The sequence below is a fragment of the Pantoea sp. Ap-870 genome, from assembly GCF_011752515.1.
In the GTDB taxonomy this organism is placed as follows: domain Bacteria; phylum Pseudomonadota; class Gammaproteobacteria; order Enterobacterales; family Enterobacteriaceae; genus Pantoea; species Pantoea dispersa.
In genome coordinates, this window is sequence record NZ_VWXG01000011.1 from 41192 (window position 1) to 53949 (window position 12758).

Annotated in this window: 11 protein-coding genes, 4 tRNA genes and 2 other RNA genes; 4 read left to right on the plus strand and 13 right to left on the minus strand. The window is 58.9% G+C overall.

All coding sequences use genetic code 11. The annotated features are described in order from the left end of the window. Positions 1–3: 3 nt before the first annotated feature. The 6 genes from yigB to F3J41_RS21020 all read right to left on the minus strand — a co-directional run bounded on the left by yigB (position 4) and on the right by F3J41_RS21020 (position 6070). A complete protein-coding gene (yigB, locus tag F3J41_RS20995; protein ID WP_021506970.1) occupies positions 4–720 on the minus strand; it encodes a 5-amino-6-(5-phospho-D-ribitylamino)uracil phosphatase YigB in 717 nt (238 codons plus the stop codon). Continuing rightward, positions 717–1628, minus strand: a complete 912-nt coding sequence (xerC, locus tag F3J41_RS21000) for a tyrosine recombinase XerC (protein WP_166712321.1) — start codon at positions 1626–1628, stop codon at positions 717–719. Before xerC ends, yigB begins: the two co-directional genes overlap by 4 nt. Then, positions 1625–2329 (minus strand): DUF484 domain-containing protein, encoded by a 705-nt coding sequence (locus F3J41_RS21005; RefSeq protein WP_021506972.1) that lies wholly within the window; start codon positions 2327–2329, stop codon positions 1625–1627. The genes xerC and F3J41_RS21005 overlap by 4 nt, the downstream gene beginning before the upstream one ends. Next, positions 2326–3150, minus strand: coding sequence for a diaminopimelate epimerase (gene dapF / locus F3J41_RS21010; RefSeq protein WP_031279612.1), 825 nt, complete (start codon positions 3148–3150; stop codon positions 2326–2328). Before dapF ends, F3J41_RS21005 begins: the two co-directional genes overlap by 4 nt. A 29-nt stretch (positions 3151–3179) precedes the next feature. After that, entirely contained in the window at positions 3180–3386 is a 207-nt protein-coding gene (locus F3J41_RS21015) for a lipoprotein (protein WP_022548017.1), read from the minus strand. A 125-nt stretch (positions 3387–3511) separates the two neighbouring features. Beyond that, positions 3512–6070, minus strand: a complete 2559-nt coding sequence (locus F3J41_RS21020) for a class I adenylate cyclase (RefSeq protein ID WP_058758111.1) — start codon at positions 6068–6070, stop codon at positions 3512–3514. Between the two features lie 317 nt (positions 6071–6387). On the opposite strand from F3J41_RS21020, the gene hemC reads away from it, so the two are divergent. From hemC to hemY, 4 genes are read left to right on the plus strand one after another with little or no spacing between them, the layout of a single operon-like run. After that, a complete protein-coding gene (gene hemC / locus F3J41_RS21025; RefSeq protein WP_166712322.1) occupies positions 6388–7329 on the plus strand; it encodes a hydroxymethylbilane synthase in 942 nt (313 codons plus the stop codon). Next, positions 7326–8066, plus strand: a complete 741-nt coding sequence (hemD, locus tag F3J41_RS21030) for a uroporphyrinogen-III synthase (protein ID WP_166712324.1) — start codon at positions 7326–7328, stop codon at positions 8064–8066. The genes hemC and hemD overlap by 4 nt, the downstream gene beginning before the upstream one ends. Positions 8067–8089: 23 nt before the next feature. Beyond that, a complete protein-coding gene (hemX, locus tag F3J41_RS21035) occupies positions 8090–9220 on the plus strand; it encodes a uroporphyrinogen-III C-methyltransferase (protein ID WP_058758109.1) in 1131 nt (376 codons plus the stop codon). A gap of 2 nt (positions 9221–9222) precedes the next feature. After that, a complete protein-coding gene (hemY, locus tag F3J41_RS21040; RefSeq protein WP_058775512.1) occupies positions 9223–10419 on the plus strand; it encodes a protoheme IX biogenesis protein HemY in 1197 nt (398 codons plus the stop codon). A gap of 627 nt (positions 10420–11046) precedes the next feature. Here hemY and F3J41_RS21045 read toward each other — a convergent pair. The 7 genes from F3J41_RS21045 to wecG all read right to left on the minus strand — a co-directional run bounded on the left by F3J41_RS21045 (position 11047) and on the right by wecG (position 12733). Continuing rightward, a non-coding RNA gene (locus tag F3J41_RS21045) (RtT sRNA) lies at positions 11047–11176 on the minus strand. A 37-nt stretch (positions 11177–11213) separates the two neighbouring features. Further along, a non-coding RNA gene (locus tag F3J41_RS21050) (RtT sRNA) lies at positions 11214–11343 on the minus strand. Between the two features lie 37 nt (positions 11344–11380). Beyond that, positions 11381–11457, minus strand: a tRNA-Pro gene (locus F3J41_RS21055). Between the two features lie 36 nt (positions 11458–11493). After that, positions 11494–11580, minus strand: a tRNA-Leu gene (locus F3J41_RS21060). 16 nt (positions 11581–11596) lie between these two features. Next, positions 11597–11672 (minus strand) — tRNA-His (locus F3J41_RS21065). Between the two features lie 90 nt (positions 11673–11762). Further along, positions 11763–11839 (minus strand) — tRNA-Arg (locus F3J41_RS21070). Positions 11840–11998: 159 nt separating this feature from the next. Then, on the minus strand, positions 11999–12733 hold the full coding sequence (wecG, locus tag F3J41_RS21075) for a lipopolysaccharide N-acetylmannosaminouronosyltransferase (protein ID WP_021506979.1): 735 nt from the start codon (positions 12731–12733) through the stop codon (positions 11999–12001). Between the last annotated feature and the right edge of the window lie 25 nt (positions 12734–12758).

Genomic DNA, 12758 nt, shown 5'->3' on the forward strand with positions numbered 1-12758 from the left:
CCATTATAGCAGCGAGGTCAGCGATGCCAACTGATGAATTTCCACGTGTGGCAGCAGGCGCGCGTCATCAATCTTCATCAGATTGCCGTCACGCAGGTTGATCCAGCACGCCTGCAGACCGGCGCGCAGCGCACCGGCGACGTCGGTGGTCAGGTCATCGCCGACGTGCAGAATATGCTGCGGCGCAATGCCCAACCGTTCGGCGGCCAGATGGTACATATCCTGCCACGGCTTGGCGCGCCCGTGCGGACCGGCGCGCAGCGCGAACTGGAAGTAGTGATCGATGCCGAGCTTTTGCGGGTCGGCGTTGCCATTGGTGATCGCCACCAGCGGCACGCGCTCGCCGAGCCAGGCCAGCGTCTGATGCGTCTCTTCTGGCATCTCCACCGCACTGCGCCACTGGTGAAACACGCTCATCACGTCGCGGGCACCTGCGCTGGCTTGCGCGGCCGGCAGTCCGGCGTTGAGCAGCGCCAGCTCTACCGAGCGGCGACGCCACTCAGAGACATCGTGATAAATTTCCGGCTCACGCAGCAGCAGTTCATCGCGCAGCGCCTGATAATCTTCCGGCGTAAACTCGCGCAGCGCCGGGTGATACGCCTGAAGCGCAGCGTGCGATTCCGCCGTGGTTTTGCGGATCACCGGATAGTTGTCATACAGCGTATCGTCAAGATCGAAGGTGATGGCTTTGATCGGGCCCAGCGGGCGATAAAACTTCATTCAGACTTTCCTCGTTTGGCACGCGGGTGTGCCGCATCGTATACCGACGCCAGATGCTGGAAATCCAGGTGGGTATAGATTTGCGTGGTCGAGAGGTTGGCGTGGCCGAGCAACTCCTGCACCGCGCGCAGATCGCCGCTCGATTCCAGCAGATGGGTAGCAAACGAGTGGCGCAGCTTATGCGGGTGGATATGGCTGGCGACGCCCTGCTTAATGCCCCATTCGGCGAAGCGTTTCTGCACATTGCGCGCCGAAATACGGCTGCCGCGCGTCGACACAAAAACCGCATCATCCTGCGGCGCGAAGCTGTTGCGTAACGGCAGCCAGTGCTGCAGCCAGGTGACGGCGGTGCCGCCAATCGGCACGCGGCGCTCTTTGCTGCCTTTACCGCGCACCCAGACCTCACCGCTCTCCAGGTCCAGATGACGACAGTCGATGCCCACCAGCTCAGCGAGACGTAAACCGCCGCCGTACATGGTTTCCAGCATGGCGCGGTCGCGCACCGCCAGCGGATCGTCGAGGTCGATCTCCAGCAGCTGGCTGACTTCGTCGACATCCATATTTTTTGGCAGATGCCGTGCGTTGCGCGGCGTGGCGATGCCTTTCGCCGGATTGGCGCTCAGCATGCCCTGGCTGGCCTGCCAGTCGAGAAAGCTGCGCAGCGCCGACATGCGCAGGGCCAGGCTACTGGCACCGAGACCGCCGCGCCGGCTGCGCGCCGCCAGACTGCGCACCTGTGCCGGTTCCAGCTGCGACCACGCGGTAATGTGCATGTCATCCGCCATGGCGATAAGCGCCTGCAGCTGGCGCTGGTAATTCTTTTGCGTCAGCGGGCTGAGCTGGCGTTCGACTTTCAGATAGCGCAGAAAGCCCTCAACGGCCGGCAACAGCGGGCTGGCGCTGCTCATGCGCGCTCCACCCAGCGAGACAGCAGGTCGGGCAGCATTTGTGCCAGATGCTGCAGCAGCAGCGTGCCCATGCCCGCCTGATAGTGCTGGTTGTCGCGACTGCTGAAGATCAGTACGCCGAGATCGCCCTGCTCGCCCATCAGCGACATCGCCACCGATCCGACGGCTTTTGCCTGCGGCAGCAGCAGCAGCAGCTCCGGTCCGTTCAGGCTGCCAAGGTAGTGATGCTGCTGACCAAAGCGCTGGATGCGCAGCGGCTCAAACGCCTGGCGTGACAGACCAAGCTGGGTGAAATCGGAGGGTGCGCCGATGCGCCAGCGGTCGCTGAACAGCCGCACATTAGCGCCCGCCAGGCCAAGCTCGCGCGCCCAGCGATGCAGGCGCGTCAGCATCTCCTGCAGGCTATCGGCCGCCGCGAGATGGCTCTGCAACGCCAGCAGGCGATCGAACAGCTGATGATTGGCGGTTGCCTGCTCCATCAGCAGCGTGATCTCCTCTTCCAGCTGCTGGATGTGGTTGCGCTGACGCGCCATATGCCACTCCACCAGCGATACGCTGCCGCGCACCGGATGCGGCACCATCATTTGCTCAACCTGGCGCGCATTGCGAATAAAGAAATCGGGGTTGTGACGCAGCCAGGCGCTCACCGCCTGATCGTCCAGCAAAACCGCGCTGTCGGTCTGCTCTTCGATATTTTTCATAGATGAATAAACCCATCATAGACGTGTGTGGCTGGCCCGGTCATAAACAGCGGCTGACCGGCCCCTTTCCAGGCGATATGCAGCGTGCCGCCGGGCAGATCGACGCGCACTTTCTCCGCCAGAATGCCCTGCTGAATGCCGCAGGCCACTGCGGCGCAGGCGCCGCTGCCGCACGCCTGGGTTTCGCCCGCGCCGCGTTCATACACGCGCAGACGGATGTGTTCCGGATTGACCACTTCCATAAAGCCGACGTTCACGCGCTCGGGAAAGCGCTCATGGCTCTCCAGTGCCGGACCAAGCGTCTCCACCGCGGCGGTTTTCACGCTTTCAACCTGAATCACACAGTGTGGATTGCCCATTGATACCGCGCCAAACATCACGGTCTGCTCGGCCACGCGCTGCAGATAGAGGTTTTCCGCCTTGTTAGCGCGTAGCGGCACCTGCTGCGGGTCAAAGTTGGGCTCGCCCATGTTGACGCGCACCAGCTCATCGCTGGTGACGCTCAGTACCATGCGGCCGGTCTGGGTGCTGACGCGAATGTCGCTTTTATTGGTCAGCCCTTTGAGGCGAACAAAGCGGGCAAAACAGCGCGCGCCGTTGCCGCACTGCGCCACTTCGCTGCCGTCAGCGTTGAAGATGCGGTAGTGGAAATCGAGATCCGGATCGTAAGGTGGCTCGACGATCAGCAACTGATCGAAGCCGATCCCCAGATGCCGATCCGCCAGGCGGCGAATCAGTTCCGGCGAAAAAAAGACGTTTTGCGTCACGGCATCGACGACCATAAAGTCGTTACCGAGACCGTGCATTTTCGAGAACTGCATTTTCTGCTCCGCCGGATGACTCATCGGGTTTAATTCGCCTGCACGCCAGCCGGTTTGCTGGTGACCAGGCCGCTGGTATCCGCATCCTGTGCCGCTTTCTGCTGCTGCTCAGTCACCGGCTGATTTTTCTGTTGCGGCCGATCGTTGGGCGGGAAATACAGCGGTCCTTTCAGGCCACAGCCTACCAGGCTGACCAGTGCCAGCGCCATACCCAGCTGGCTCATCACTCGTATCATTCTGTCTGCTCTTTTTATCCAAATCCCAGCTGCTTATCATCGCAGTTGACGTTGTAAAAGCAACAGGAAATATCCGGCAGAAGGTTCAGAAACGGGGGCAGGCCACTGCGTGCAGCGCAGCGGCTTTAGTGCATCTGGTAGCGCGGCTGGAAGTCGCCGTTGTCGTTGTCCGGCTGGGTGGCGCACAGCTGCGTCAGCGTCTGGCTGCGGAACGGAATCACCTGGAAGCGATCGCCGGCGTGCACAATCTGATAGAACTGCGGCAGGTTGAAATTGATAAAGCTTGAGCCGTAGGTAAAGCGATCGTGCGACGACGAATAGAAGCGGCTGACGTCACGCACCAGCTCCTCTTTGCTGCCTTCGCAATGGTGATACACCTCAACCCGGTTGCTTTCATCGAGGATATAGATATTAAAGCCGCGATCGTCACTGGTGTCTTCAAAGAAGAACTGAATGATGCCTTCGCTGGCGTAGCCGTTGACCACCGGTGGCAGCGGCGTCTGGTTCGATTCAACTTTGATCGACAAACCGTGCAGCTTGTTGTTGGAAATCGCGCCGTAAAACTCGACCGCGTTTTCCAGCTTCTGCACCGAGACGCTCATGCGTTCGAAAAACAGGCCCCAGGTCTGACCGGCCATGCGCAGCGCTTTAAAGCGGCCCGGCTCCTGACGCGTGCTCGACAGGCGCAGCTCAATGCATTCCGACACCAGCTGCTGCACGCGGGTACGAATCAGGCCGCGCAGATGCTGGCTGTAGCAGAATACTTCTACCGTGTCCGGCGGTGCGGCGTCCTGATGCATTTTGCCCAGAATGGTTTTCAGCGCTTCAATCATCGCCTGCTCGCCGCTGAAGTGCAGCGTACGCACTTCGTTCCACGAGTTTCGGTACAGCAGATCGATGCTGCCGATCAGGCACTGCTGCTGCTGACCAAAGCTAAACACATCCAGCTTACGGAAGTCGAAGTGCACTACCTGATTGCGGAACGCCGAGGTCGGATCGTGTTCGAGGTTAACGATGATCGCCAGATGCCGGATTTCGCACGGGCTGTAGAGCGCTTTCGGCGTCGGTGCCGGCAGGCGCAGCGGGAAGTGGCTGGAGACATCGTTGACCAGCTCCTGCAGGCGCGGCAGATCGCAGAACTCGTTGCCCTTAATGTGCAGACGGGTTTTGCGCGTCAGCAATCCGTTGAACCACGCCCATGCCACTAACTTGTTGAGATAGCGGTTATATTCCAGCGGCTGATGGCTGATGATTGAACTCATGTCCGGCGACTGGTTATACAGATACCAGCCGGCACGGTTGGCGCGCCCGGCCGGCACATGAATAAAGGTCAGGTTCTCTTCCGACAGATCGGGCGAGATTTGCGGGTTCACCAGCGTGACTTTGCCCGGCAGCGCTTCAAACGCGGCGTACAATTTACGCGTCAGCACGCCGATATCCTGCGGGCTGGCGCTGACGCTTAAATTGTTGCGACGGGCAAAACGGATCAGGTTGCGATAGCTCTGCATCATCGCATCCAGTAGCTCGTTGTGCGCCTCGCGCACCCGTTCGATTTTCCACTGCGCGCGATTATCCAGCACCGCCAGCTTCTCATCGTCCCAGCCCCACTCTTTCACCAGCTGCGACAGAATTTCACGCCGCCAGCCCGCGCGCGGATGCTGCTCCTCGCTGGAGAGTTTTTCGCACACTTTGAGGTAAAAACAGCGGCGCACCAGGTCGAGGCGCGCGGTGTCATCGACGCTGGTCAGATAGCGCGTCACGCGCTCCAGCATCATGCAGTAGGGATCGAGACCGAAGCAGACAATTTCGCCGTCGTGCAGCCGCTGTTTGATATCCATCGCCAGCAGCTGCGTGTTCGGGTATTCCCAGCTGTAAGCTTCCAGCAGCAGGGTTTTCAGCACCGCTTTGTAAGGCGAATCGATACTTTTATACAGCTGCCACAGGCTGGCACCGAAATACTCTTCCGCCGACAGCGTGCCGAGACCGCCGAGATCCAGCCACTCATTCGGCGTCAGCACGCCCTGTGAATAGAGCGACATCACGTAATCATCGTAGTGATGTTCTTCTTCGCCGGGCACCATGTTCCACAGAATGCGTTTCCCCGCCATGCGCACGGCGGTACGGTAGAACTCATCCAGCAGTAAAATATGTTGGGTAGAACCGCAGTCTTCACCGCCGAGGCTGCCGCTCTCATTATGGCGGAAACGGTTTTCGTCGATCAGGAAGAAGCTGACTTCCACACCCAGCGACACACACCATTTTTGCAGGAGCGTACACTTGCGCTGCAGATTGAGACGCTCTTCGTTATCCAGCCATGACTGATGGCATACCCAGATGTCGAGATCGGAGACGCTGTTCTGGCCGACGGACGAGGTGCTGCCCATCGAGTAGATGCCGGTGATAGGCAGTTCGCCCTTCACCGCGCTGCTGAGTTCGAGCGGATGGTCGCCCGCTAACTGTTGCAGCAGCTGCTGCTGGTTTTCATCAGGCGCAAAGAAGCTGACGCCATGGGGAACGCTACCTTCAAGGTAACCCGGCATCAGCGGATGATGATAATGCAGTAATGTTGGCAGCAGACTGTAGACGTGCTGGAAAGCAGGTCCCATGGCAGCCAGTGCGCGATCTACACGCAGCTGGTTAATCGCATCCAGTCTCTGTTTCAGTGTCTCAATGTAGAGGTACAAGACGTTTCGCCTGATTGTCCCAGTGTTAAGCACCCTGTTTCCAAAATCTGCCGCTTAATAATAAAGATGTCGGGCAAATTATTGCTGGAAACGTGATCAATCTAACACCTGGAAGATTGACCGTAAAGAAAGTTGCGCTACCTGACAGTTTAGCACGTTCCAAACGTAGCCCTGCATTTTCGGACTCCAGCCTCAGAATCTGACGCCGTAAAAAGCGGGCTCCGGTCTGAGATTGCAGCCTGGTCAATCCGTTGAAACTGACAGCATTCCCCTATCAATGATAGGATAATCGATGAACGATCAAAATGGTTAACAGCATGTTAAACAAAATTTTCAGAATTGCTACCAGGCAAAGTCCGCTTGCCTTGTGGCAGGCACAATATGTCCAACAGCGCCTGATGGCTGCGCATCCCGGCTTGCAGGTTGAGCTGGTGCCGATGGTCACCAAAGGCGATGTCATCCTTGATACGCCGCTGGCGAAAGTGGGTGGCAAAGGACTGTTTGTCAAAGAGCTTGAGCTGGCGATGCTGGAAAACCGTGCCGATATGGCGGTGCATTCCATGAAAGATGTGCCGGTCGATTTTCCCGACGGTCTGGGACTGGTGACCATCTGCGAGCGCGAAGATCCGCGCGACGCGTTCGTCTCTAATCATTATTCCTCGATCGACGCGCTGCCGCAGGGCGCGGTGGTCGGCACGTCCAGCCTGCGTCGCCAGTGCCAGATCAGCGCACGGCGCCCGGATCTGGTAATCCGCTCGCTGCGCGGTAACGTCGGTACGCGTCTCTGCAAACTGGACGCCGGCGAGTATGACGCCATCATTCTTGCTGCCGCCGGGCTGAAACGCCTTGGACTGGAAGATCGCATTCGCCAGGCGCTGCCGGCGGAGTTTTCCCTGCCGGCGGTGGGCCAGGGCGCGGTCGGCATTGAGTGCCGCCTCGACGATCAGCCGTTAATTACGCTGCTGCAGGCGCTGAACCACAGCGACACAGCCGTCTGCGTGCGCGCCGAGCGCGCCATGAATACCCGTCTCGAAGGTGGCTGTCAGGTGCCGATCGGCAGTTTTGCCGTGCTGGAAGACGATCAGCTGTGGCTGCGCGGCCTGGTCGGTGCGCCGGATGGCAGCCAGATGGTGGTGGGCGAACGCCGCGGCCCGCGTGAACAGGCCGAACAGATGGGGATTTCACTGGCCGAAGAGCTGCTGGACGGCGGTGCGCGTGACATTCTGCGTGAAGTTTATCAGGGACAGCCGCCCGCATGACTATCCTCGTGACCCGTCCGGAACCCGCCGCCAGCGAACTGGTCGCGCGCCTGCGCAGCCAGGGCAAACTGGCGTGGTCGTTTCCGCTGATTGAATTCACGCCGGGTCGCGATCTCCCCCAACTGACGCTAAAGCTGGCTGCCCTGCAGCCCGGTGACCTGGTATTTCTGCTGTCGCAGCAGGTGGTGCACTTTGCCCAGCCCGCTTTACAGCAGCAGCGCAGCGCGTGGCCGGCATTTCTCGACTATTATGCCATTGGTCGCAGCACCGCGCTGGCGCTGCACACCGTCAGTAATCTGAAAGTTGACTATCCGCATGCGCGGGAAACCAGCGAAGAGCTGGTGCGGCTGAATCGCCTGCAGCAGGTCAGCGGCAAGCGTGCGCTGATTCTGCGCGGCAGTCCGGGCCGTGAACTGCTGGCGGAGACGCTGATCGCCCGCGGCGCGGACGTGCAATACTGTGAGTGCTATCAGCGCTGTGAAAAGCAGTACGACGGCGCGATTGAAGGCCGTCGCTGGCGCGATCGCGGTATTACCACGCTGGTGGTGACCAGCGGTGAAATGTTACAACAACTGTTTGCGCTGTTTCCGCCAATCGATCGGCGGGAATGGCTGCTGCACTGTCGACTGCTGGTCGTCAGTGAACGTTTGGCTACCCAGGCCGCCGAATTAGGCTGGCAGGAGATTGAGGTAGCCGATGGTGCGGATAACGACGCGCTGCTGCGTGCGTTACGCTGAACTTAACATTGGGATGAGCCACAATGACGGAACAAAAAGACTCCTCCGCCATGGTTGAAGAAACCACCCCTGCGGACACTTCCCCGACGCCAGCCAGCCAGCCGCCTCGCGCGAAAAAGAGCGACGGCAAGGTGCTGAGCGCGGTGGCAATTGTCATTGCACTGGCGATTGGCGCGGGACTTTACCTGAATGGGAAACACCAGGCCGACTTACAGGCTCAGACTAACCAGAACCTGAGCGAGCAGCTGAGCGCCCTGCAGCAGCAACTGGGCAGCGATAAACAACAGCTCTCGCAGCAGCTGGCGGACGCCAACACCGCGCTGCAGGAAGCGCGCAGCCAGCAGGATAACAGCGCCAAAGAGCTGGAGACGCTGCGTGAAAAAGTGGCCACTATTTCCGGCAACGATACCCGCACCTGGCTGCTGGCGCAGGCCGACTACCTCGTTAAACTGGCGGGTCGCAAACTGTGGAGCGATCAGGACGTCACCACCGCGGCAGCGCTGCTGAAAAGCGCGGACACCAGCCTGGCGGAGATGAACGATCCCAGCATCATGAACGTGCGCCGCGCGCTGACCCAGGATATCAGTTCACTGGCGGCGGTCAGCCAGGTGGACTACGACGGCATCATCCTCAAGCTGAACCAGTTGTCGAACGGCGTGGATAATCTGCGTCTGGCCGATAACGATAGCGATGAATCGCCGATGGATGCCGACAGCGGTGAGCTCTCCAGCTCGCTGCACGAATGGCGTCAGAATCTGGTGAAGAGCTGGCACAACTTCATGGATGATTTCATCACCATCCGCCGCCGCGATAATACCGCGCAGCCGCTGCTGGCACCGAATCAGGATGTTTATCTGCGCGAAAACATCCGTTCACGTCTGCTGATTGCCGCGCAGGCGGTGCCGCGCCATCAGGATGAGATCTACAAACAGTCCATCGATGCGGTATCCACCTGGGTGCGAGCCTGGTACGACACTAACGATGCGGCGACCAAAGCCTTCCTCGCCCAGCTCGACGAGCTGAGTCAGCAAAGTATTTCGATGGACGTGCCGGACACGCTGGAGAGCCAGGCGCTGCTGGAAAAACTGATGCAAACGCGCGTGCGCAATCTGCTGGCGCAGCCATCGGCTGCGGCTGATCAACAGGGAGGCTAACCATGCTGAAAGTATTGGTGCTTTTCCTGCTGCTGATTGCCGGCATTGTGCTGGGGCCGATGGTTGCCGGCCATCAGGGCTACGTGCTGATCCAGACCGATAACTGGAACATTGAGACCAGCGTCACCGGTCTGGCCATCATCCTGATTCTCAGCCTGCTGGTGATTCTGCTGGTCGAGTGGATTCTGCGTCGCCTGTTCCGCACCGGCGCCCGTACCCGCGGCTGGTTCACCGGGCGGAAACGTCGCAGCGCCCAGCGTCACACGCAAAGCGCGCTGATGAAGCTGGCGGAAGGTGATTACCGTCAGGTAGAAAAGCTGCTGTCAAAGAATGCCGATCACGCCGATCAGCCGGTGGCGAACTATCTGCTGGCGGCGGAAGCAGCGCAGCAGCGTGGCGATGAAATCCGTGCTAACCAGCACCTGGAGCGCGCCTCTGAGCTCTCCGAGAACGATACCATTCCGGTTGAGATCACCCGCGTGCGCCTGCAGCTGGCGCGTAACGAAGATCACGCCGCACGTCACGGTATCGATCGCCTGCTGGAAGTGGCGCCGCGCCATCCGGAAGTGCTGCGTCTGGCCGAGCAGGCTTATATCCGCACCGGCGCCTGGGGCGCACTGCTGGATATCCTGCCCTCTATGCAGAAGGCGCAGATTAACGATGAGAACCAGCGTAACGCGCTGCAGCAGCAGGCGTGGCTGGGTCTGATGAATCAGGCCATGGCCGATCAGGGCAGCGAAGGCCTGAAAAAATGGTGGCAGAACCAGAGTCGCAAAACCCGCCAGGAGACCGCGCTGCAGGTGGCGATGGCTGAGCATTTGATCGAGTGCGACGACCCGGACACAGCGCAAAGCATCGTGCTGGAAGGGCTGAAGCGTCAGTATGACGATCGGCTGGTGCTGCTGATGCCGCGCATCAAAAGCGGTGACCCGCAGGCACTGGAGAAAGCGCTGCGTCAGCAGATTAAACAGCACGGTGCCACGCCGCTGTTGCACAGCACGCTCGGCCAGCTGCTGATGCGTCACGGTGAATGGCAGCAGGCCGCAGAAGCCTTCCAGCAGGCGCTGGCACAGCGTCCCGATGGCTTTGACTACGCCTGGCTGGCGGACGTTTACGATCGCCTGCATCGCCCGGAAGACGCGGCTAAAATGCGTCGCGAAGGTCTGTTACTGACGCTGAAGAACAATCCTGGCGCCTGATTTTACAGTTGTTATTTTTGTGCACGCCGGGCCAGTCCCGGCTTTTTTTTGCCTGAGAGAGCGTGCAGGGAATGCGGCATCAATCCGTGAACGGCAGATAAAAAAACACCTGCCAGAAGCAGGTGTAAGATCAGGTCGGTAAGACAACTGATGGTATCCGACTCAACGTAATGTCCTTCTTACTGCAGTAGCGCGTGCACGTTACTGCCAGCTGGACAACGGATACCGTAAGGGGCTCTGCATCATTCCCAGGTTTATGTTGCATCCGCGAACATAAGAGGTGGAATGAGCATCTACGCAGAGATTATTGCACAAAGCGTGCCAGAATGTCATGAGTCACGGGAAGTTATTTTATATCAGTCAGTTAGGCAATCTCTGCCCGCTGACAGCGGTTGCGATGTCGCGAAAACGCGACAGACCGGTTTAAAGCTGTCTCCGCTGAGCGACAGGCTGTGCAAGGAAAGGTAAGGCTGTTAAAAATCAGCAGGTTATATGTCGCGTAATAGCGACAACTACCCCGACTGCTTTTCCTTCGCTGCGCCCGGCGCAAACCTCCTGCGGAGGTTCTCATCCTCTTTTGCTACAGACGAAAAAAGCCCGCTTTTTGCAAAGCGGGCTTTACGAATATGGTCGGCGAGAGAGGATTACGCTTCTCTGCGAGAAGCGCCCTGCGGGCCGTTGCTGGCGCAACGTTGTCTCGCTGCGCTCGGCTCAAACCTCCTTCGGAGGTTCTCATCCTCTTTTACTACAGACGAAAAAAAACCTGCTTTTTGCAAAGCAGGTTTCTTAAATGATGGTCGGCGAGAGAGGATTACGCTTCTCTGCGAGAAGCGCCCTGCGGGCCGTTGCTGACGCAACGTTGTCTCGCTGCGCTCGGCTCAAACCTCCTTCGGAGGTTCTCATCCTCTTTTGCTACAGACGAAAAAAAACCTGCTTTTTGCAAAGCAGGTTTCTTAAATGATGGTCGGCGAGAGAGGATTCGAACCTCCGACCCACTGGTCCCAAACCAGTTGCGCTACCAAGCTGCGCTACTCGCCGATTTTGTACTGCCTGTTACTGCTTACTTGTTTTGCCTGGTGCGAAGAGAGGGACTTGAACCCTCACGTCCGTAAGAACACTAACACCTGAAGCTAGCGCGTCTACCAATTCCGCCACCTTCGCATGTCCCAGCAAAATCTGGGGTGGCTAATGGGACTCGAACCCACGACAACTGGAATCACAATCCAGGGCTCTACCAACTGAGCTATAGCCACCATAATTCTGGTGCGTAAGCGTAACCGCTTACTTAATGCACTGCATAACGCGGTTAAACCAACCACCGAAGCTCTTGCGCACAAACTAAATGGCGCGCCCGACAGGATTCGAACCTGAGACCTCTGCCTCCGGAGGGCAGCGCTCTATCCAGCTGAGCTACGGGCGCGTAGCGCCGTTGCGGATGGGCATACTACGTATTTGACTCCAGGCTGTCCAGTGCTTTTTCATAAAAAAATCGCGTTTGCTTACGCTTTGTGCATTCCGTCGATAAATAACGCAATTTGCCTGCTTAACCTGCCGGAATTACAGCACTATTCCTGCCGCGTTACAGATCGCCGCGCCAGTGATAGCGTAAATATTTCAGCAGTTTTAACTGACGGCGCCAGCGTGATGGCTGACGTATCAGGCGATACAGCCACTCCAGCCCTAATTGCTGCCAGATGCGCGGCGCACGCGTGACGTGGCCGGTAAAGACATCATAGGTGCCGCCGACGCCCATATACAGCGCGTGCGGCCAGTGTTCGCGACAGTCGCGCATCAGCAGCTCCTGGCGCGGCGATCCCTGCGCCACGGTCACAATCTGCGCCCCGCTGGCGGCAATGCGCGCAAATAGCGCCTCGCGTTCGGCAGGGGCGAAGTAGCCGTTCTGGCTGCCCACGATGTTGACGTTCCACTGACGGCGTAATTTATCGCAGGTTTCCTGCAGCACCTGCTCACGCCCGCCGATTAAAAATACCGGAATACCGCTGCGGCCCGCCTGTTCCATCAGCGCTTCCCACAGATCGGCGCCGGCGATGCGGTTCACCGTTAGCTGCGGGTATTTTTTACGCAGCGAACGCACAATGCTGATGCCGTCCGGGTATTTAATCTCCGCGGCGGCGATCAGCGCGCGCAGCTGGGCATCCTCTTCCAGCGTCAGCATCTTTTCGGCGTTGATCGCCACCAGCGTGCCGCTGCGCGGCTTGCCGTCCGGCAGCAGAAAATGAAGAAAGCTCGCCATATCGGCGAAAGCGTGTAAATCGATGCCGCGCAGGGTATAACGCGGATGATCGGTTTCCATGGTCGGTATTTCCCGTCAGGCCCGG